The sequence below is a fragment of the Burkholderia sp. IMCC1007 genome (assembly GCF_027257875.1).
GTDB lineage: Bacteria > Pseudomonadota > Gammaproteobacteria > Burkholderiales > Burkholderiaceae > Burkholderia.
The window spans coordinates 29,310-49,009 of the sequence record NZ_JAPVQY010000020.1; the positions used below are offsets into that span (position 1 = coordinate 29,310).

17 protein-coding genes and 1 pseudogene are annotated in these 19,700 nt (G+C 68.4%); 8 read left to right on the plus strand and 10 right to left on the minus strand.

Annotation, left to right across the window (positions count from 1 at the left end):
• Positions 1-16: 16 nt before the first annotated feature.
• Positions 17-1,576, minus strand: coding sequence for a xanthine dehydrogenase small subunit (gene xdhA / locus O1Q03_RS18685; protein ID WP_269505297.1), 1,560 nt, complete (start codon positions 1,574-1,576; stop codon positions 17-19).
• Positions 1,577-1,923: 347 nt separating this feature from the next.
• Here xdhA and O1Q03_RS18690 point away from each other — a divergent pair, with 347 nt between their 5' ends.
• Positions 1,924-3,138 carry an MFS transporter gene (locus O1Q03_RS18690; RefSeq protein WP_269505298.1) on the plus strand — a complete coding sequence of 405 codons (1,215 nt, stop codon included), beginning with the start codon at positions 1,924-1,926 and terminating at the stop codon, positions 3,136-3,138.
• Positions 3,139-3,165: 27 nt separating this feature from the next.
• Here the strand turns inward: O1Q03_RS18690 and O1Q03_RS18695 are convergent, their stop codons facing one another.
• The 3 genes from O1Q03_RS18695 to O1Q03_RS18705 form a co-directional block, all read right to left on the minus strand.
• A complete protein-coding gene (locus O1Q03_RS18695; protein ID WP_269505300.1) occupies positions 3,166-3,759 on the minus strand; it encodes an RES family NAD+ phosphorylase in 594 nt (197 codons plus the stop codon).
• A 9-nt stretch (positions 3,760-3,768) separates the two neighbouring features.
• Positions 3,769-4,434, minus strand: coding sequence for a hypothetical protein (locus O1Q03_RS18700; protein WP_269505301.1), 666 nt, complete (start codon positions 4,432-4,434; stop codon positions 3,769-3,771).
• 120 nt (positions 4,435-4,554) lie between these two features.
• Positions 4,555-5,445, minus strand: coding sequence for a DMT family transporter (locus O1Q03_RS18705; RefSeq protein ID WP_269505303.1), 891 nt, complete (start codon positions 5,443-5,445; stop codon positions 4,555-4,557).
• Between the two features lie 134 nt (positions 5,446-5,579).
• On the opposite strand from O1Q03_RS18705, the gene O1Q03_RS18710 reads away from it, so the two are divergent.
• On the plus strand, positions 5,580-6,515 hold the full coding sequence (locus O1Q03_RS18710) for a helix-turn-helix domain-containing protein (protein WP_269505305.1): 936 nt from the start codon (positions 5,580-5,582) through the stop codon (positions 6,513-6,515).
• Positions 6,516-6,607: 92 nt separating this feature from the next.
• Here O1Q03_RS18710 and O1Q03_RS18715 read toward each other — a convergent pair whose 3' ends face one another.
• On the minus strand, positions 6,608-7,819 hold the full coding sequence (locus O1Q03_RS18715; RefSeq protein WP_269505306.1) for a pyridoxal-phosphate-dependent aminotransferase family protein: 1,212 nt from the start codon (positions 7,817-7,819) through the stop codon (positions 6,608-6,610).
• 274 nt (positions 7,820-8,093) lie between these two features.
• On the opposite strand from O1Q03_RS18715, the gene O1Q03_RS18720 reads away from it, so the two are divergent.
• The 6 genes from O1Q03_RS18720 to O1Q03_RS18745 all read left to right on the plus strand — a co-directional run bounded on the left by O1Q03_RS18720 (position 8,094) and on the right by O1Q03_RS18745 (position 14,282).
• The gene (locus tag O1Q03_RS18720; RefSeq protein WP_269505314.1) at positions 8,094-8,576 is read left to right on the plus strand and encodes a hypothetical protein; all 483 of its coding nucleotides are present in this window, start codon (positions 8,094-8,096) and stop codon (positions 8,574-8,576) included.
• Entirely contained in the window at positions 8,573-9,556 is a 984-nt protein-coding gene (locus tag O1Q03_RS18725) for a LysR family transcriptional regulator (RefSeq protein ID WP_269505318.1), read from the plus strand. The genes O1Q03_RS18720 and O1Q03_RS18725 overlap by 4 nt, the downstream gene beginning before the upstream one ends.
• Positions 9,557-9,586: 30 nt before the next feature.
• Positions 9,587-10,585: a 2-hydroxyacid dehydrogenase gene (locus tag O1Q03_RS18730; protein ID WP_269505320.1), complete on the plus strand. Its 999-nt coding sequence runs from the start codon at positions 9,587-9,589 to the stop codon at positions 10,583-10,585.
• Positions 10,586-10,703: 118 nt separating this feature from the next.
• Positions 10,704-11,561 (plus strand): 5,6-dimethylbenzimidazole synthase, encoded by an 858-nt coding sequence (bluB, locus tag O1Q03_RS18735; RefSeq protein ID WP_269505321.1) that lies wholly within the window; start codon positions 10,704-10,706, stop codon positions 11,559-11,561.
• 267 nt (positions 11,562-11,828) lie between these two features.
• Positions 11,829-12,998 (plus strand): MFS transporter, encoded by a 1,170-nt coding sequence (locus O1Q03_RS18740; RefSeq protein WP_269505322.1) that lies wholly within the window; start codon positions 11,829-11,831, stop codon positions 12,996-12,998.
• Between the two features lie 123 nt (positions 12,999-13,121).
• The gene (locus tag O1Q03_RS18745) at positions 13,122-14,282 is read left to right on the plus strand and encodes an MFS transporter (RefSeq protein WP_269505323.1); all 1,161 of its coding nucleotides are present in this window, start codon (positions 13,122-13,124) and stop codon (positions 14,280-14,282) included.
• Positions 14,283-14,411: 129 nt separating this feature from the next.
• On the opposite strand, the gene fahA is transcribed toward O1Q03_RS18745, so the two are convergent.
• From fahA to O1Q03_RS18770, 5 genes and pseudogenes are all read right to left on the minus strand, one after another.
• Positions 14,412-15,716, minus strand: a complete 1,305-nt coding sequence (gene fahA / locus O1Q03_RS18750; RefSeq protein ID WP_269505324.1) for a fumarylacetoacetase — start codon at positions 15,714-15,716, stop codon at positions 14,412-14,414.
• Entirely contained in the window at positions 15,713-17,047 is a 1,335-nt protein-coding gene (gene hmgA, locus O1Q03_RS18755) for a homogentisate 1,2-dioxygenase (RefSeq protein ID WP_269505325.1), read from the minus strand. The genes fahA and hmgA overlap by 4 nt, the downstream gene beginning before the upstream one ends.
• A 15-nt stretch (positions 17,048-17,062) precedes the next feature.
• Positions 17,063-17,346, minus strand: a pseudogene (locus tag O1Q03_RS18760) (aromatic acid/H+ symport family MFS transporter); the annotation flags it as partial.
• A 45-nt stretch (positions 17,347-17,391) separates the two neighbouring features.
• Positions 17,392-17,622: a DUF2783 domain-containing protein gene (locus O1Q03_RS18765; RefSeq protein WP_269505326.1), complete on the minus strand. Its 231-nt coding sequence runs from the start codon at positions 17,620-17,622 to the stop codon at positions 17,392-17,394.
• Between the two features lie 41 nt (positions 17,623-17,663).
• Positions 17,664-19,340, minus strand: a complete 1,677-nt coding sequence (locus O1Q03_RS18770; RefSeq protein ID WP_269505327.1) for an FAD-dependent oxidoreductase — start codon at positions 19,338-19,340, stop codon at positions 17,664-17,666.
• Positions 19,341-19,700 lie beyond the last annotated feature (360 nt).

The window sequence follows — 19,700 nt, forward strand, 5'->3', positions numbered from 1 at the left end:
CGGTGTTCTCCCCTCTTCAGACGCGCGCCGCGTCGTTGGCAACTTCGGCGGCCACTTCTCGCACATTCAATGCCTGCGGCGGCAGCGGGTCGTGCGGGCGCGTTTCCAGCCAGAAGCGATAGATCAGGTTCTTCGCGGTATCGAGCCGATACGCGCTCGTCGCACGCATGTCGGACAGCGGCTGATAGTCGCGCTCGAGCGCCTGCATCGCGGCCTGCGCGGTCGCTTCGTGCCACTGCGCGCCGTCGAGCACGGCTTCCGTATTGGCAGCGCGCTTCGGCGTCGCGGCCATCCCGCCGAACGCGATGCGCGGCTCGCGCACCACGTCGCCGTCCGCGATGAACGCGAACGCCGCGCACACCGCCGAGATGTCGGAGTCGAACCGCTTCGACAGCTTGTAGGTGCGGAACTGCAGCTTCGCGCGCGCACCGGTGCGGGTCGGCACCTTCAGGCCGATCACGAATTCGTGCGGCGCCATGTCCTTTTGCTGATAGCCGGTGTAGAGCGCCTCGAGCGGCAGCTCGCGCACCGTGTCGCCGCCGCGCAGCACGACCCGCGCGCCGAGCGCGATCAAGCCCGGCATCGAATCGCCGATCGGCGAGCCGTTCGCGACGTTGCCGCCGAGCGTGCCCGCGTTGCGGATCGGCAGCGACGCGAAGCGCTTCCACATCTCGATCAGCTCCGGGTACGTGCCGGCCAGTGCCGCATACGCGTTTTCGACCGTCACGCCCGCACCGATCTCGATCCAGTCGTCGCCGTGCGCGACCTGCTGCAGCTCGGCGATCTGGCCGACGTAGATCAGGTCGTCGAGCCGGCGCATCTGCTTGGTGACCCACAGGCCGATGTCGGTGCTGCCGGCGAGAAGGCGCGCATCGGGGCGCTCGACCTTCAGCGCGGCCAGCGCGTCGAGCGTGCGGGGCGCGGCGAACTGCGCGCCGTCGGCCGTCGTGTAGGCGAACGTGTCGTCGCGCTTGAGCGATGCGAGCGTGCGCGCGAGCGCGGCCGTATCGACCGGCGCCGACGGCGCTGGTGCACCTTCGCCGGCCGCGTCAAACATCTGCACCGCGGCATCGACGATCGGCCGATAGCCGGTGCAGCGGCACAGGTTGCCCGTCAGCGCATCGGCGATCTCGGTGCGCGTCGGCACGTCCTTCGCCTTTGCGCAGGTGCCGGCGCAGCCTTCGTGGCCGTGCTTCTCGTACAGCGCCCACATCGACATCACGAAGCCGGGCGTGCAGAACCCGCACTGCGAGCCGTGGCAATCGACCATCGCCTGCTGCACCGGATGCAGCGAACCGTCCGGCTGACGCAGATCTTCGACCGTCAGCAACGCCTTGCCGTCGAGCGTGGGCAGGAACTGGATGCATGCGTTGACGGCCTTGAACTCGACCGCGCCGGCGTCGGTCAGCTCGCCGACGACGACCGTGCACGCGCCGCAGTCGCCTTCCGCGCAGCCTTCCTTGGTGCCGGTGCAGTGCGCGTCCTCGCGCAGATACTGCAGCACGGTGCGGGTGACGTCCGCGCCGCTGACTTCGCGGACCGCGTGACGATGGTAGAAGCGAATCGGCTCACTCATGTCTCTATCGTTCTTCAAGGGGGGCAAGGCGGCCTGCGCTAGCGCTCGACCGACGTTTTTCTGACAGTTTGCACGCTATCACCGTCAAATTACGCAACCCATAGCCCATCACGCATGAGGCCCATATAACTGCCGCGATATGGGCGGCGGGGCCGCCTGGTGCGCCCGCCGCGCATTGCCCGGCGTGGTTTTCGGGCGTGTCGGCGCCGGTCCGCCAGTGATTTGTCACCGATTAAAACGCAACGCGGTTAACTAAACGGTACCTGCAGCAAAACCGGTTCCATGGGAAAATCCCGATTCCGTTCGTCGCCGCCTTCCGCTCCGTTTCGATCACCCGTTCCGACCCCATGTCCATCGATTCCGCCACACCGCCGCGCAGCGGGTTCGCGGTCACGCTGCAAATCGTGTCCGTCGTCTGCTTCACGTTCATCTGCTATCTGACCATCGGGCTGCCGCTCGCGGTGCTGCCGGGCTTCGTCCACGACGACCTCGGCTTTTCCGCGATCGTCGCGGGCGGCGCGATCAGCGTCCAGTATTTCGCGACGCTCGCGTCGCGGCCGCTCGCCGGGCGCCTCGCCGATACGCTCGGGCCGAAGCAGACGGTGCTGCGCGGGCTGGTCGGCTGCGGCGTGTCGGGCGTGCTGCTGCTCGTCGCGCTGCTGTTTGCGCACTGGCCGGTCGCGAGCCTCGTGCTGCTGGTCGCGAGCCGGCTCGTGCTCGGCGTCGGCGAGAGTCTGTGCGGCACCGGCGCGATCCTGTGGGGCATCGGCCGGGTCGGCGTCACGCACAACGCGAAGGTGATCTCGTGGAACGGCATCGCGACCTACGGCGCGCTCGCGCTCGGCGCGCCGGTCGGCGTCGCGATCGCGCACACGCTGAATCCGGCGCTGATCGGCGTGATCGTGATCGCGCTCGCCGCGCTCGGCTTCTATCTCGCGCGCCTGATCGCTTCGGTGCCGCTCGTGCACGGTGAACGGATGTCGTATGCGAGCGTGTTCACGCGCGTGCTGCCGCACGGCCTCGGTCTCGCGCTGGGTTCGGCCGGCTTCGGCTCGATCGCGACCTTCGTCACGCTGTACTACGCGGCGCGCCACTGGCCGAACGCCGCGCTGTCGCTGACCGTGTTCGGCACGCTGTTCATCGGTGCGCGCCTGCTGTTCGCGAACACGATCAAGACCTACGGCGGCTTCCGCGTCGCGATCGTGTCGTTCGCATTCGAATGCTCGGGCCTCGTGCTGCTGTGGCTCGCGCCCGTGCCGCACGTCGCGCTCGTCGGCGCCGCGCTGACCGGCTTCGGCTTCGCGCTGATCTTCCCGGCGCTCGGCGTCGAGGCCGTCGCGCTCGTGCCGCCCGCGAGCCGCGGCGCGGCGCTGTCCGCGTATTCGGTGTTCCTCGACCTGTCGCTCGGCATCACGGGCCCGCTGGCGGGCTATGTGGCGGGCGCGTTCGGCTATCCGCAGGTGTTCCTGTTCGCGGCGGTGGCCGCGGCCGCGGGCGTTGCGCTGTCGATGGCGCTGTACCAGCGGCAGGCGCGGGTGCAGGGGAGCGGCGCGGCGGCTTGAGATGCGTCGCCGTCGACGCGGCGCCGTTCAGCGCAGCAACACGTTGAAGTCCTGCAACACGCGGACGGCTTGCGGATGACGCCGGAACGGAACGGCGTTTTTGAGCGAGAGTTTGGGGGCGGCACGATCGAACAGCACGAGTGCCTCCGACGTATTGAGGTGGCGCGACATGTATAGAAAGCCGTCGACCCGCCGGTGATGCCGATATACGGCAAGCGACCACTGCTGCGGAACGTCGTACGGCACGACGGTCGACAACCCGCCGTCTCCGCCTAGGTTTTTCAGCGACAAGCCGTGCAGGACGGCCACGGTTAACGGCGCACCGTCAAATGACAGCACATAGCGGTCGAGTTCCGTCGTCACGAGCGGAAAGCCGCCCTGCACCAGATCCGCAACTTCGTCGTGCAGCACCGTCTCGGCAAATGCGCAGTGCAGATCGAAACCGAAATAGCTGGTGCCGTACCGCCGCCGCGCGCGGGGATCGTCAAAGCGGTTGCCGCCCGACTTGCCGAAGTACGGCTCGCCGGTCGCGTATCGCGAAATGCGAACCAGCGACGTCGGCTCCACCTCGCGGGTGGCCAGCGTCGCGCTCGCGAAATGTTCCGCTGGCGCCGTCAGCACATGCGCGTCCTAGCGTTCCGAGAACGCCGTGGCGGCACGCTCGACCTCATCCACCTTCCCGCGGGACAGCGCCGCCAGCGGCGTGACATTGCCGAGCGATGCCTTGGGCGTCGTGAAGAACTGCCATTTGCTCCATCCAGGCAACCCGCCGAGACGCTGGGTCACCCGCCCCAGCACCTTCCGGTCGATATCGCCCGCCAGATAGAAGGCCGGATAGTACTGCGCGGCGCCGACATCGACCGTGAAAATTCGCCCCGATGCCACCGCCTTGCTCAGTGCCTGCCGCGTCATGCCGAGGCCGGCCCAGGTCTGCGCGGCCGGCAACAGCGTGCCGTCGGCGACCAGCGCGTGGCGCTCGGCCTGCGCGTGCCGCTCCAGATCGGCGATGGCGACATCGGTGCGCGTGCCGGTCGCGCCCTTCTTCCGGCCGGACGGCTTCCTGTCGCGCGTCGCGGCCGCCGCGATGCCGAACGTGATCGTGCCGGCCAGATCGATGACCTGCGCGATGCCTACCTTGAAGAGGTGCCCCAATTGCTCGTCCGAGAGCCTAAGCAGCGCACGGGCGCGATCCGCGCCAAGCATGGTTGCGGCGCCTACGGCACTGCGCAGTGCCTCCTCCGTCTCGACATCGAGAATCGCATCCGCGCCTTCGGGCGCATGAGCGTGCGTGACCATCCTCACCTCCTGATACAGGCTGAGGATTTGAGCCTAGCCCCGAATCGAAACCAAGTCAACCGAGTCAACCATTTCGGATGACCGCGAGCCATGCCGTGCGGCGGCCCGCGTCATGCCGGCTCAGGCCGTCCGCAGAAACAACCGCCGCGTGAGATCAAACGCGACGAGATTGCCGGCCAGCACGAGCAGCAGCCCGATCACCGCGAGCGGCGACCACTGGTAGCCCTCGAACACCGTCGATACCGCCAGCGCGACGATCGGGAACAGCACCGTGCAGTACGCGGCACGCTCCGGCCCGATCCGCCCGACGAGCGTCAGGTACGCGGTGAAGCCGATCACCGAACCCGGCACCGCGAGATACACGAGCGCGCCGAGATAGCGCGGGCTCATGTCCAGCGAGAACGGCATCCCGGCCACCGCGCTGCCGACGGTCAGGATCGCCGCGCCGATCAGCATCGCCCAGCCGTTGGTCGCAAGCGGGTGCAGCCCCATCGACTGCATCCGGCTCGACAGCAGGTTGCCCGCCGAGAAGCACATCGTGCCGGCGAACGCGATCGCGAGGCCCGTCCAGGTCGCGTGATCGTCGAGATGACCGGCCATCTGCTGCCAGAACAGGCACGCGATGCCGGTCAGGCCGAGCAGCGCACCGGCGATCGCGGACGGCCGCAGCGGGCGGCCCATGAACAGCCGGCCGTTGATCGAATTGAGCAGCGGCGCGGTCGAGAAGATCACCGCGACGAGCCCGCTCGGCACGACTTGCTCCGCATAGTAGAAGCACAGGAAGTTCAGGCAGAACAACGCGAAGCCCTGCGCGACGAGATAGCGCCACGCTTCGCGCGGCGGGCGGACCGGCCGGCGCATCACGCGCAGCAGCGCGAACAGCACGGCGGCCGCGAGCCAGAAGCGCCATGCGATCGAGACGGGCGGCGGCACGGCGCCCAGTTGCCACTTGATCGCGATCCAGGTGGTGCCCCAGATCAGCACGGTGACGAAATAAAGCGACAGGTTCATGGCGGCGATGCAGCGCAAACGAGTGAAACGGACACCGACTATGCGGCCGCACTGCCCGCGCGGATTGTCCGGAATTGCGGTCTTTTGCGGGCCGCCGCACGGCGCGTCGCGTGCGCGCTTATACTCGGCGCATCATGAGTTCACCCCTGCACGCCCCGCCCGTCGATCCCGCCGCCGCCCTGGCCGGCGGTGCGATGCCGTTCGGCCTGCAGTCGGTGTGCCGGACGCTCGCGGAGGCGAACGCGACGCTCGAGCGCTTCACGTGGCTCGGCGACCATCTCGCGATCGCCGAATGGACGCGCATCACCGAAGAGAGCGAGACGATCTACGACCAGCCCGGGCACCACACGCTGTCGTGCTATCTCGACGGCGGCTACCGGACGGAGCGCGAACGCGTGCCGCGCTACGGCGCGCCGAGCCTGCTGTGCGCGCTGCCGGGCGACCATGAATCGCGCTGGTGGGTGCGCGGCGAGATGCACTTCATCCACCTGTACTTTCTGCCCGAGCACTTCACGCAGCGTGCGATCCGCGAACTCGATCGCGAGCCGCGCGAGCTGAAGCTCGCCGATCGCACCTATTTCGAGGATGCGCGCGTCGCGGCGCAGCTGCGCTCGCTCGCGCTGGAGCGCTGGGACGATGCCGACGGGCAGCTGCGCGCGAACGAGACCGCGCACGACGTGTTGAGCCAGCTATTGCGCGGCCAGAGCACGACGCGCACCGACGTGCCGTTCCGCGGCGGGCTCGCGCCGGCCGTGCGCCGCAGCGTGCGCGACTATATCGACACGTATCTGACGCAGCCGCTGACGCTCGGCGAACTCGCCGAGGTCGCCGCGCTGTCCGAATACCACTTCTCACGGATGTTCCGGCTGTCGTTCGGCCGCGCGCCGCATGCGTGGGTCGCCGAGCAGCGGCTCGCGCGGGCGCGCCTGCTGCTGCGCACGACGTCGCTGCCGCTCGCGCAGATCTCGGCCGAATGCGGCTATGCGAATGCCGGCCACTTCAGCCATCGCTTTCGCGACGCGCACGGCACGACGCCGAGCGCGTATCGGCGCGCGATGCAGGGCGGCTGAGCGCCGCGCGCCGGGTCTATGGCCGGCTGAGCGCCGCGCGCCGGTTTCTGCGACACGCTGCGCGCAGCCACCCGGCACGCCCGTCTTCCCGCTTACGCGCCGCGCTGCGACAGTTCCTGCTCGAGCGCCGCCACGCCGGCCGGCAGGTCGACCGGCACCTTCAGGTCGACCATCGTGCGGCCGAACGCATGCAGCGTGCGGAACAGGTTGTGTTCGCGGCACTGCTCGCCCATCTGCCCGATCCGCACGATCGGCAAGCCGAACGAACCCGAAATCTCGACCTGGTACTGCTTCGAGATATGCCCGCAGACCATCCCGGGCGTGAGCCCCTCCGGCGTCTCGATCCCGACCACCGAATTGAGCCGGCATTCCTTCGGCGCATAGAGCTTGAGCCCCATCGATTCGACGCCCGCCTGCAGCGCCAGCGAGCAGCGGAGGTGGCGCGCGAAGCGGCTTTCGAGCGTTTCCGCGCAGACGAGCCGCAGCGCCTCGTGCAGCGCGAGCACGCCCGACACGGGCGCCGTGTAGTGATAGCCGGCGTTGTGCCAGAAGTTCTCCGCGAGCGCCATGTCGAGGCACCAGTGCGCGTTCGGCTCGGGGCGCGTCTTCATGCGCTCCCACGCGGCATCCGAGAACGCGATCAGCGACACGCCCGGGATCGACGACAGCCCCTTCTGGCCGCCGGTGATCACCGCGTCGATGCCCCACGCATCCATCTCGAGCGGCATCGTCGACAGCGTGCACACCGCGTCGACGACCACCAGCGCGCCGGCCGCCTTCGCGAGCGCCGCGATGTCGCGCAGGTCGCGGTTCCAGACCGTATTCGACGTCTCGCCCTGCACGATCGTGACGATCTCGGGCCGCTCGCGCGCGATCGCGTCGGCGATCTCGTCGAGGCTCGCGACCGCGCGGTCGGCCACTTCGAGCGTCGCGACGTCGGCGCCCACGCGCGTGGCCATCTCGGCCATCCGCGCGCTGAAGAAGCCGTTGCGGATCGACAGCACGCGCGTGCCGCGCCACGCGAGGTTCGAGATCGCCATTTCCATCGCGGCGGAGCCGGGGCCGGCGACGCCGAGCACCCACTTCGTGCGGGTCTGGAACACGTAGCGCGCCATCTCCTTCACCTGCTCGATGATCTTCGCCATCGTCGCGCCGAGGTGGTTGATCACGATCGTGTTCGCCTTGGCGACCGCGGCCGGGATCGGAACCGGGCCGGCCCCCATCATCAGCAGCGGTTCTTCGGGCAGGATCGCGTCGAGCGGCACGACGACGGGACAAGGAATCGGCGAGTAATCGATGGACATGGCTGGCAAAAATGGAAGGAAGAAAACGCTGGAACGTCGCCCGCCGCACGGCACGGTGGACTGATCGATCATTCCGCGTTCCGCGGCTGCGCGCAAGAGGCACGCACGTCCGGACAGCGTGACGCTGGCCCGGTCGACGGACCGGGCCAGCGGCCGCGCACCTGCCGCGCGATTGCATTTCGTATTGGCCGGGAATCGCAGTCCGCATGCGCATCGGTTCCATCGGCGGTTCGAACCGTGCGATTTACTCCATCAATATTGAGATGATTGACCTATGCAGATCGTCGAGCGCGGCACACGCAACGACTGCAATATCCGGCATCACGATAAAAATCGCAGCGGCGAATCGGCCCGAAAAAATCCCGGCGCCCCAAAAAATATCCATTATGCCTACATCTATTGGGGCGCGATTTCGCCCATTACCCTGTCAGGTGCATGCCTCCTCATGCACACTCCTGTTTTTAATGACTATTTTTCATTTCATCCGCACCCGCTCGCAATACATCGCATGCCATCTTCATTGCGCGCGCACGGCCCCGCGTCGTTAAAGCGATACCTGCGAAGCCGATTTTTCGCAACCCGCCGCTTTTCTCAGGTTGACGGATATCGCTTCCGTCATCAACAATTGTCTGCGGAATCAAAAAATGATTTTTTGGATACGAGCAAGAACCGTGGTCGCGCGACGGTTTTCCAGCGCATACGACGAAAAATCACAACCATAAATCAATCAACCGGGCCAGAAATACGCGAGCCATGAACCAGATTCAGACCATGCGTGTGTTCGTCTGCGTCGCCGAGCAGCAGAGCTTCCGGCGCGCGGCGCACCATCTAGGCGTGTCCAACGCGCTCGTCACGCGTTCGATCGCGATGCTCGAGTCGCACCTGAATACGCGGTTGATCCACCGCACCACGCGCAACCTGTCGCTGACCGAGGCCGGGCTGCGCTACCTCGACGGCTGCCGTGCGCTGCTCGAGGAATTCGATCACCTCGAGGCGTCGGTCGCGCATGCGGTGCGCGAGCCGGCCGGCACGCTGCGCGTCGTCGCGTCGGGCCTGCTGTCGCCGCTCGCGCTCACGTCGCTCGTCAGCCGCTTCCGCCACCGCTACCCGGAACTGCGCGTGCAGCTCACCGTCGCCGAAGGGCCGCTCGACGTGCTCGACTCCGGCTACGACGTCGGCATCGTCACCGGCAACCGGCTCGACGGCAACCCGACGCTGATCGGTCATGCGCTCACGCCGAACCCGTTCGTCGCATGCGCGGCGCCCGCCTATCTCGAGCGCCGCGGCGAGCCGCGCGCCCCCGACGACCTGCCCGGCCACGACTGGGTCGCACTCGCCCCGCATCAGCATGCACCCGCGTGGCGGCTCGTCGGCCATGACGGCGTCACGCATTCGATCACGCTGCGCCCGACCTGCACGGTCAACCAGCTCGCGCTCGTGCAGGCGGCGGCCGCGGCCGGCTCGGGCATCGCGGTGCTGCCCGAATCGTGCGTCGCCGACGCGCTCGCGAGCGGCACGCTCGTGCGGCTGCTGCCCGGCTACCGGATCGACGACCCGGACGCGCAACTGTCGCTCGTGTATCCCAATCGCCAATACGTGCCGGCCCGCACGCGCAGCTTCGTCGAACACGCGCTCGAGCATTTCGGCACGCAGACGGCGAGCGAGCGGACCAGCTACGAGTTCCTGCGCTCGCCGCGCGGCCCCGATCGCGCCGATATCGTCACGGGCCTGCAGTAAACTGCCGCCGACAGCCATCGGAGGTGCAGCATGCGCGTGATCCTGTTCAGCAGCCGGCAGTACGACGACGAATCGTTTACCGCCGCCAACCGGAAGTTCGGGTATCGGCTGCACTGCCAGCCGTCGCACCTCGACGCGGAAACCGCGATCCTCGCGCACGGCTATGACGTCGTCTGCCCGTTCGTCAACGACACCGTCGACGCGGCCGTGCTCGAACGGCTCGCCGACGGCGGCACGCGCCTGATCGCGCTGCGCTCGGCCGGCTTCAACCACGTCGACCTGGCGGCCGCCGAGCGGCTCGGCATCGCGGTCGTGCGCGTGCCCGCGTATTCGCCGCATGCGGTCGCCGAACACGCCGTCGCGCTGATCCTCGCGCTCAACCGCCGGCTGCCGCGCGCGGTGGCACGCACCCGCGAAGGCGACTTCTCGCTGAACGGCCTGCTCGGCTTCGACCTGCACGGCAAGACCGTCGGCGTGATCGGCACCGGCCTGATCGGCCGCGTGTTCGCGAAGATCATGATGGGCTTCGGGATGCACGTGCTCGCGCACTCGATGCCGCCTTACGACGACGAGTTGATCGCATTCGGCGCGCGCTATGTCGAACTCGACGAGCTGCTGCGCCATGCCGATATCGTCAGCCTGCACTGTCCGCTGCTGCCGTCGACGCATCATCTGATCAACGCGAGAACACTCGCGCGGATGAAGCACGGCGCGATGCTGATCAATACGGGGCGCGGCGGCCTCGTCGACGCGCAGGCGCTCATCGATGCGCTCAAGAGCGGCCAGCTCGGCCATCTCGGGCTCGACGTGTACGAGGAGGAAAGCGGCCTCTTCTTCGAGGATCACTCCGACCTGCCGCTGCAGGACGACGTGCTCGCGCGCCTGCTGACGTTCCCGAACGTGATCGTCACGTCGCACCAGGCGTTCTTCACGCGCGAGGCGCTCGCCGAAATCGCCCATACCACGCTGCTGAACATCGAGGCGTGGCACGCGGGCGCGCCGACCAACGTCGTCGCGGCCGGCCGCTGACTGACCACGTCCTGCATACGCGATCCGTCAACGATCCGGCATTTTGTTTCGACTGAAGTAACGCCGCGCGCGCGGCGTCTGCTATCGTTGCGCGGATTTCTCCCTGCTTGCGCCGCCCATGCGTTTCGACGACTCCGCCATTGCCGCGGTCTACCGTGCCATCTTCGAACGGCGCGACATGCGCCACTTCACGCCGGCGCCGGTCGATCCGGCCACGCTCGCGCGGCTGCTGCGCGCCGCGCACCACGCGCCGAGCGTCGGCTTCATGCAGCCGTGGCGCTTCATCCGCATCACCGATCCCGCATTGCGCACCGCGATCCATGCGCTCGTCGAGGCCGAGCGCCGCGCGACCGCCGACGCGCTCGGCGAACGGCAGGACGAATTCATGCGGCTGAAGGTCGAAGGCGTGCGCGAATGCGGCGAGCTGCTGGTCGTCGCGCTGACCGATGGCCGCGAGCGCCACGTGTTCGGCCGCCGCACGCTGCCGGAGATGGATCTCGCGTCCGCCGCGTGCGCGATCCAGAACATGTGGCTCGCCGCGCGCGCCGAAGGGCTCGGGATGGGCTGGGTGTCGCTGTTCGACGTCGATGCGCTGCGCACGCTGCTCGGCATGCCGGCCGGCGCGAAGCCGATCGCCGTGCTGTGCGTCGGCCACGTCGACGCGTTCTACGCGAAGCCGATGCTCGAGGAGGAACGCTGGGCCGCACGGATGCCGATCGAAGCGTGCCTGTTCGAAAACGGCTGGGACGCGCCGGCTGGGTCCGACGCCGGCGAGTGCGTGGGAGGCGTGCGCACGGGGGCGGCGGCCGCGTCGCGGTCGGGGTCGGGGTCGGGGTCGGCGTCCACGTCCGCGCCCACGGCGACGGCCACGTCGTCCACCACCGCGATCGGAGCGGGATCGCCACCGTCGCCCGACATCGCCGCCTCAGACGAATCCCCCGCCACCACACCAAACGCGGCCCTCCCCGATCGCTAGCCGAATGAACCGCTCGCAGCACGACCAAGGCCGAGTCGCCGCTTTCGTTCCGACCCGACATACTCGTCCGATACATGCCTGAACGCGATTGAAATCCCACAGTGTGGCGCACCGTGCCCGTCTTGCCGTCGCATGCCGGCAACATCTATTTTGACCCCAAGCATAGGGGTTTTCACTGAAGTAGAATCGCGGCTGATGCCCTCCGCCCCGCCCGTCCCGCGCATCCTGCGCCGGTCCCGGCAGCGACTCTTTCCGTAGCCCACCGCGATGCCTTTACCTCTTTTCGCCCTTGCCGTCGCCGCCTTTGGAATCGGTACCACCGAATTCGTGATCATGGGGCTGCTGCCCAACGTCGCCCGCGACCTCGGCGTATCGATCCCGGCTGCCGGGATGCTCGTGTCGGGTTACGCGCTCGGCGTGACGATCGGCGCGCCGATCCTCGCGATCGTCACCGCGAAGATGCCGCGCAAGCGCGCGCTGATGGGGCTGATCGGCCTGTTCATCGCGGGCAACCTGTTCTGCGCGATCGCGCCCGGCTATGCGGTGCTGATGGCCGCGCGCGTCGTCACCGCGTTCTGCCACGGCGCGTTCTTCGGGATCGGCTCGGTGGTCGCGAGCAACCTCGTCGCGCCGAACCGCCGCGCGCAGGCGATCGCGCTGATGTTCACCGGCCTCACGCTCGCCAACGTGCTCGGCGTGCCGCTCGGCACCGCGCTCGGCCAGGCGTACGGCTGGCGCGCGACGTTCTGGGCCGTCACCGGCATCGGCATCGCCGCGGCCGCCGCGCTCGCGGTGTGCCTGCCGAAGAACCTCGCGATGCCCGACACCAGCATCACGCGCGAATTCAGCGTGCTGAAACACCCGCAGGTGTTGATGGTGCTCGGCATCAGCGTGCTCGCGTCCGCGAGCCTGTTCAGCGTGTTCACCTACATCACGCCGATCCTCGAGGACGTGACGGGCTTCTCGCCGCATCAGGTCACCTACGTGCTGCTGCTGTTCGGCCTCGGCCTGACCGTCGGCGGCACGCTCGGCGGCAAGCTCGCCGACTGGCGCCGGATGCCGTCGCTGATCGCGACGCTCGCGCTGATCGGCGTCGTCCTCGCGCTGTTCGCCGGCACGATGCATCTGCCGTTCGCCGCGCTCGCGACGATCTTCGTGTGGGGCATGCTCGCGTTCGCGATCGTGCCGCCGCTGCAGATCATGATCGTCGATCGCGCGAGCGACGCGCCGAATCTCGCGTCGACGCTGAACCAGGGCGCGTTCAACCTCGGCAACGCGACCGGCGCGTGGCTCGGCGGGATGGCGATCGGCTCCGGCGTGTCGCTCGTGAGCCTGCCGTGGGTCGGCGTCGCGATGGCGGTCGCCGCGCTCGCGCTCACGCTGTGGTCGGCGTCGCTCGAACGCCGCCCGGTGGCCGCGCCGACGGAATACATTTGACGCGCGTACATTTGACGCGCGACGCCCCGCTCGCGCGCTGCAGCGTTCGTTGCGCGCGCAACGTCATTCGATCCTGATGGCCTTCATGGACCTTTCAACGCCCGCGGTGTAGCATCGCGGCCGATGAAAGCCATTCTCAATCGTGATTTCCTCGCGCTGATCCTGAGCGTCGCGGTAGTCGGTCTCGGCACCGGCGCCACGCTGCCGCTCACCGCGCTCGCACTGACCGAAGCCGGACACGGCACCAACGTCGTCGGCATGTTGACCGCCGCGCAGGCGCTCGGCGGTCTCGCGATCGTCCCGTTCGTCACCGCGCTCGCGCGGCATATCGGCGCGCGCCGCGCGATCGTCGTGTCGGTCGTGCTGCTCGCGGCGGCCACCGCGCTGATGCAGGTCACATCGAATCTCATTCTGTGGGGCGTATTGCGCGTGCTGTGCGGCGCCGCGCTGATGCTGCTGTTCACGATCGGCGAGGCGTGGGTCAACCAGCTCGCCGACGATTCGACGCGCGGCCGCGTGGTCGCGATCTACGCGACCAATTTCACGCTGTTCCAGATGGCGGGCCCCGTGCTCGTCAGCCAGATCGCCGGCGCGACGAGCATCCGCTTCGCGCTGTGCGGCGCGCTGTTCCTGCTCGCGCTGCCGACGCTCGCGACGATCCGGCGCGCGCCGCTCGCCGGCGACGACGCGCATCACGCAGCGCACGACAGCTGGCTCGCCGTGCTGCCGCGCATGCCCGCGCTGATCATCGGCACCGGCTTCTTCGCGCTGTTCGATACGCTCGCGCTGTCGCTGCTGCCGCTCTACGCGATGGATCGCGGCGTCGCGAGCGCGACGGCCGTGCTGCTCGCGTCGATCATGCTGTTCGGCGACACCGCGATGCAGTTCCCGATCGGCTGGCTCGCCGACAAGCTCGGCCGCGAACGCGTGCATCTCGGCGCCGGCTGGATCGTGCTGGCGGGCCTGCCGCTGCTGCCGTTCGTGATCGCGAATCCGTGGCTGTGCTGGCCGCTGCTGTTCGTGCTCGGCGCGGCGGCGGGCAGCATCTACACGCTGTCGCTCGTCGCGTGCGGCGAACGTTTCCGCGGCTCGGCGCTCGTCACCGCGAGCTCGCTCGTGTCCGCGTCGTGGAGCGCCGCAAGCTTCGGCGGCCCGCTGGTGGCGGGCGCGTTGATGGAGCAGTTGGGCAGCAATGCGCTGGTCGGTGTGCTGGTCGTGTGCGTCGCCGCGTTCGTCGCGGCCGCGCTGTGGGAACGGCGCGCGGCGCTGCAGCGCGCGGTCTGACGCCGGCCCCGCGTGTCGCCGGCTGCCTGCGCCTGATCCCCTCCACCTGCCGCCCAAACAAAAGCGGCCCGCGCAATGCGGGCCGCCCTGTCCTTCCGGATGATGCGCGGCGTGTCGCGCCGCACTGCGTTACGCGCTACGCGCCGGCAATATCTTGCCCGCACACGCGCCGAAGCCGACGCGATAACCGTCGCCCTGGCACCACCCCGCGAGCGTGAGCTCGTCGCCGTCCTCGATGAACGTGCGGCTGCCGCCGCCGTTCAGCACGAGCGGCTCCTTGGCGTTCCACGTCAGTTCGAGCAGGCTGCCGAACGAATCCTTGGTCGGCCCGCTGATCGTGCCCGATCCCATCAGGTCACCGACCCGCGCGTTGCAGCCGCCCACCGTGTGATGCGCGAGCTGCTGCGCCATCGTCCAGTACATGTGCTTGAAGTTGGTGCGGCAGATCGACGTCGCTTCGGCCGCACCTTCCGCGCGCAGCGTCACCTCGAGCGCGATGTCGAACGCATGCTTGCCCGCATGCCGCAGATACGCGAGCGGCTGAGGCGACTGCTCCGGCTGCGCGACGCGGAACGGTTCGAGCGCGTCGAGCGTGACGATCCACGGCGAGATCGTCGTCGCGAAGCCCTTCGAGTTGAACGGCCCGAGCGGCACGTATTCCCACTGCTGGATGTCGCGCGCGCTCCAGTCGTTCAGCAGCACCATCCCGAAGATATGCGCTTCGGCATCCTCGCACGCGATCGGCTCGCCGAGCGCGTTGCCCTTTCCGACGATGAAGCCGGTCTCCAGTTCGATGTCGAGCTTGCGGCACGCGCCGAACACCGGACGCTCCTGGTCGGGCAGCTTCAGTTGCCCGTTCGGACGCCGCACCGGCGTGCCGCTCACGACCACCGACGACGCACGGCCGTTGTAGCCGATCGGCATCTCCGACCAGTTCGGCAGCAGCGCATTCTTCGGATCGCGGAACATCGAGCCGACGTTGGTCGCATGCTCCTTCGACGAATAGAAATCGGTGTAGCCGGGAATGTCGACCGGCAGATGCAGCGTCGCATCACGCTGCGCGACGAGTACTTGCGCGCGCAGCGCCGCGTCGTCGCGCAGCCGCGCGTGGCCGCGCGAGAACAGGTCCGACAGCTGCACGCGCACGCTGCGCCATGCATCGCGACCGAGCGCGATGAACGCGTTGAGCGTTGGCGCGGCGAACGCGTCGGCACCGGCCGGCAGGGTCACGAGGCCTGCGCGCGCGAGCGCGGCGAGATCGACGATCTGGTCGCCGAGCGCGACGCCCGGACGGCGTGCCGCCTGCTTCGCGTCGCTGAAGATCCCGAACGGCAGGTTCTGGATCGGGAAATCGCAGGCGGGATCGTTCGCCGTGTCGACCCAGCTCTTGCGGGCCGGGTCCAGCGTCGCGCGCCAGTCTTGGGTATCGCTCATCTCTGCTCCGGATTGAAGTGTTTCTTGATGCCTTGCCAGCATTCGAAGTAGTTGGCCTGCAGCTGCGCGGTGTCGAGCGCGTAGCGCGTCGGGCGGATCAGCGTGCGGGTTTCGAACATGAACGCCATCGTCGCGTCGACCTTGTGCGGCTTCGACGTATCGCCCGCCGACGCCTTCTCGAACGTGTCCGCATCGGGCCCGTGGCCCGACATGCAGTTGTGCAGGCTCGCGCCGCCCGGCACGAAGCCTTCGGCCTTCGCGTCGTACGCGCCGTGCACGAGCCCCATGAACTCGCTCGCGACGTTGCGGTGGAACCACGGCGGGCGGAACGTATCCTCGGCCGCGAGCCAGCGCGGCGGGAAGATCACGAAGTCGATCGTGTCGACGCCCGGCGTGTCGCTCTGCGCCTGCAGCACGAGGAAGATCGACGGATCCGGGTGATCGAAGCTGATCGAGCCGATCGTGTTGAACAGGCGCAGGTCGTATTTGTACGGCGCATAGTTGCCGTGCCACGCGACGACGTCGAACGGCGAATGGCCGATGTCCGCGCGCCACAGGCGCCCGTTCAGCTTCGCGACGAGCTCGAACGCGCCTTCGCGATCCTCGTAAGCCGCCTGCGGCGTCAGGAAGTCGCGCGGGTTCGCGAGCCCGTTCGAGCCGATCGGGCCGAGGTCCGGCAGGCGCAGCAGCGCACCGAAGTTCTCGCAGATATAGCCGCGTGCATCGCCGTCCGGCAGCGTGACGGCAAAACGCACGCCGCGCGGGATCACCGCGATCTCGAACGGCTCGACGTCGAGCCGGCCGAATTCCGTCGCGATGAACAGCCGCCCCTGCTGCGGCACGATCAGCAGTTCTCCGTCGGCGCTATAGAAGAAGCGGTCCTGCATCGAGCGGTTCGCCGCGTACAGATGAATCGCGCAGCCGTTCATCGCGGCCGCCGAGCCGTTGCCGGCCATCGTCACGAGCCCTTCGACGAAATCGGTCGGCTCGACCGGCATCGGCAGCGGATCCCAGCGCAGCTGGTTCGGCGGCGTCGGCGGCACGTCGGCCGAATCGCCGAACTCCGACACGAGCCGCTGCTGGCCCGTGAACGGTTCGAACGGCCGATGCACGGCGGCGGGCCGGATCCGGTACAGCCACGAGCGGCGGTTGTGGCCGCGCGGCGCGGTAAACGCGGTGCCCGACAGCTGCTCCGCATACAGCCCGTACGGCGCGCGCTGCGGCGAATTGCGGCCGTGCGGCAGCGCGCCGGGCAGCGCCTCGGTCGCGAATTCGTTCGCGAAACCGCTCAGGTAGCCGGCGGTCGCCGGTTTCGACAGGTCAAACGTCATCGTTTCCTTTCTCCATCAATTCATGGCGGGGTTCGGCACCTGCGCGCCGCTTCGCCGCGTTACGCCGGCCAGGCCGAGGACGAACAGCGCCGAGCACGGCACGGCACCGCGGCCGCATGGAACAGCGCGCCGTTGGTCCAGTTCAGCGCGATCAGTTGTCCGCCGACGAGCGGCCCGAGCACCGAGCCGATCCGGCCGATGCCGAGGCCCCAGCCGATGCCGGTCGAGCGCAGCGACGTCGGGTAGTACCGGCCCGCGAGCGCGTTCATGGCAGGCTGCCCGCCGACCACGCAGAACCCGCACGTGCGCGACTTCGAGCACGCGCGCGTCGGCCGGCGCCGCACTCATTGCGCGACCTCGGCGGCCGGATGCGCGGGCGGCGTCACGCCCTGGCGGGCGAGCGCCATCGCTTCGCGCAGCACGTCGGCATCGCCGATATGGTTCGCGAGCAACAGGATCAGCTTCGCGTTGACGAGCTGGCTGTCCGCATCGGACAGGTCGCGATGCATGTCGATCAGCGCTTCGTAGAACGCGTCCGGATCGGCCAGGCGCGGGCGGGTATCGAGTCGGGGCATGACGGGAGTCTCCGGTGTCGTCGTCGTGTTCGATGCAGTGCTCAGCATGCGCAGGTCGCGCGCGCCAGCGCGTCGGCGATCGCCTGGCGATCGAGCGCGCGCATCCGCGCGCACACGTGCTGATCGGGGCGCAGCAGATAGAACGTGCCGGGCCGCGCGTCGTAGCGTTGCGCGGCGAAACCGTCGACGTCTTCCACCACGTCGACGCCGGGCACCGGCTGCGCGTGGCCGGCCGGCGCCACAAGCACCGGCCGTACCGGCAGCGCGAGACCGTCGAGCGCCTGCGCGAGCGCCGCGGCATCGCCCGGCAACCCGAACAGCACGCCAGTGAACCCATCGCTCAGATGCTGCAGCAGCCAGCCGGACGCGCCATGCGCGCGCACCGGCGCATCGGCCGCCGCCGCGCCCGGGCGCATCGCGCATGCGAATGCGTCGCCGTTGCGATCCGGCGTGTTCAGCGGCGAATCGGCGAGCACGGCCGGCACCGACAGACGGCCGCTGTTCACGAGCTTGCGCGCGAACTCGCAGTCGCGCGCGAGCTTCAGCGTCGCGTCGCGAAACACGCGCGATACCGCGCTCTTCGGCGTGATGAAGTCGGTCGAACGCGTCGAATTGCGGATGTTTTCATCGGCCGCGAATTCGCGCTCGCTCGCATAGGTGTCGAGCAGGCGATCGTGCGCGCGGCCGTCGAGCACGAGCTTCAGTTTCCACGCGAGGTTGTCCGCGTCCTGCACGCCGCTGTTCGCGCCGCGCGCGCCGAACGGCGACACGCCGTGCGCGGAGTCCCCCGCGAACAGCACGCGGCCGTGACGGAACGTGTCCATCCGCTGGCAGCGGAACGTGTACACGCTCACCCATTCGAGCTCGAACTCGACCTCCGGCCCGAGCAGCGCGCGCACGCGCGGGATCACGCGCTCCGGCTGCTTCTCGGCGACCGGATCGGCGTCCCAGCCGAGCTGGAAGTCGATGCGCCATACGTTGTCGGGCTGGCGATGCAGCAGCACCGACTGGTTGCGGTGGAACGGCGGATCGAACCAGAACCAGCGTTCGGTCGGGAATTCCGCCTTCATCTTCACGTCGGCGATCAGGAAGCGGTCCTTGAACGTGCGCCCGCGGCTCTCCAGGCCCATCGCCGCGCGCATCGGGCTGCGCGAACCGTCGGCCGCGATCACGTACTGCGCGCGCAGCGTCTCGATGCCTTCCGGCGTCTCGACGGTCAGCGCCGCGTGTTCCGCCGACTGCGCGACGCCCGTCACCTTGTGCTTCCAGCGGATGTCGATGTTCGGCAGCGCGAACGCGCGCTCGGCCAGATAGCCTTCGACGTAGTACTGCTGCAGATTGATGAACGCGGGGCGCGCATGCCCTTCCTCGGGCAGCAGGTCGAACGCGTACAGCTGCTCGTCCTGCAGGAACACCTTGCCGACGTGCCAGCTCACGCCCTTCTCGACGAAGCGCTCGCCGCAGCCGAGCCGGTCGAAGATCTCGAGCGTGCGCTTCGCGAAGCAGATCGCGCGCGAACCCGTCGACAGCGTGTCGTCGTCATCGAGCAGCACGACCGGCACGCCCTGCTGCGCCAGATCGATCGCGGCCGACAGGCCCACCGGGCCCGCGCCGACGACGATCACCGGGTGCACGGCGGTGTCGTCGCCGCCGGCTCGCGCCGCGCGCGGCCGATATTCGAACTTCAGCGTCTGGTAATCGATGCTCATGGTCGCCATCCGCTCCTCAACCCTGCCGTGCGCGCGCCGGCGCACGCTTCACCGTCGCGCCCGGGTCCGTCCCGCGCCGCTGCCCGCCTTTCTGCGTCCACTTCCAGTCAACCGCCACGTCTCGCTCCTTGCTTCCTGTTGATTCGATTCGGAACGGCGCCATTCCGGGGCGCCCGAACGCCGCGTTTCCTGATCGGCGTCAAATCTTGGATTTACGAATAGTAAAACCAATTACGAATAGTGAAATCAACGTAAACCCTAGCCATCGGTCGAGGGACGGGATAACGATATGAACGAAACGGCGAGCCGAGCGCGGCGCGCGCTGCTAATATCGACATATGAGGCGGCCCCTTTCGGCCGCCATTTTTC

Coding starts and splice junctions, on each gene's coding strand:
- xdhA (WP_269505297.1), bottom strand. CDS start 1,576: ATGAGTGAGCCGATTCGCTTCTACCATCGTCACGCGGTCCGCGAAGTC.
- O1Q03_RS18690 (WP_269505298.1), top strand. CDS start 1,924: ATGTCCATCGATTCCGCCACACCGCCGCGCAGCGGGTTCGCGGTCACG.
- O1Q03_RS18700 (WP_269505301.1), bottom strand. CDS start 4,434: ATGGTCACGCACGCTCATGCGCCCGAAGGCGCGGATGCGATTCTCGAT.
- O1Q03_RS18705 (WP_269505303.1), bottom strand. CDS start 5,445: ATGAACCTGTCGCTTTATTTCGTCACCGTGCTGATCTGGGGCACCACC.
- O1Q03_RS18710 (WP_269505305.1), top strand. CDS start 5,580: ATGAGTTCACCCCTGCACGCCCCGCCCGTCGATCCCGCCGCCGCCCTG.
- O1Q03_RS18715 (WP_269505306.1), bottom strand. CDS start 7,819: ATGTCCATCGATTACTCGCCGATTCCTTGTCCCGTCGTCGTGCCGCTC.
- O1Q03_RS18720 (WP_269505314.1), top strand. CDS start 8,094: ATGCAGATCGTCGAGCGCGGCACACGCAACGACTGCAATATCCGGCAT.
- O1Q03_RS18725 (WP_269505318.1), top strand. CDS start 8,573: ATGAACCAGATTCAGACCATGCGTGTGTTCGTCTGCGTCGCCGAGCAG.
- O1Q03_RS18730 (WP_269505320.1), top strand. CDS start 9,587: ATGCGCGTGATCCTGTTCAGCAGCCGGCAGTACGACGACGAATCGTTT.
- bluB (WP_269505321.1), top strand. CDS start 10,704: ATGCGTTTCGACGACTCCGCCATTGCCGCGGTCTACCGTGCCATCTTC.
- O1Q03_RS18740 (WP_269505322.1), top strand. CDS start 11,829: ATGCCTTTACCTCTTTTCGCCCTTGCCGTCGCCGCCTTTGGAATCGGT.
- O1Q03_RS18745 (WP_269505323.1), top strand. CDS start 13,122: ATGAAAGCCATTCTCAATCGTGATTTCCTCGCGCTGATCCTGAGCGTC.
- fahA (WP_269505324.1), bottom strand. CDS start 15,716: ATGAGCGATACCCAAGACTGGCGCGCGACGCTGGACCCGGCCCGCAAG.
- hmgA (WP_269505325.1), bottom strand. CDS start 17,047: ATGACGTTTGACCTGTCGAAACCGGCGACCGCCGGCTACCTGAGCGGT.
- O1Q03_RS18765 (WP_269505326.1), bottom strand. CDS start 17,622: ATGCCCCGACTCGATACCCGCCCGCGCCTGGCCGATCCGGACGCGTTC.
- O1Q03_RS18770 (WP_269505327.1), bottom strand. CDS start 19,340: ATGGCGACCATGAGCATCGATTACCAGACGCTGAAGTTCGAATATCGG.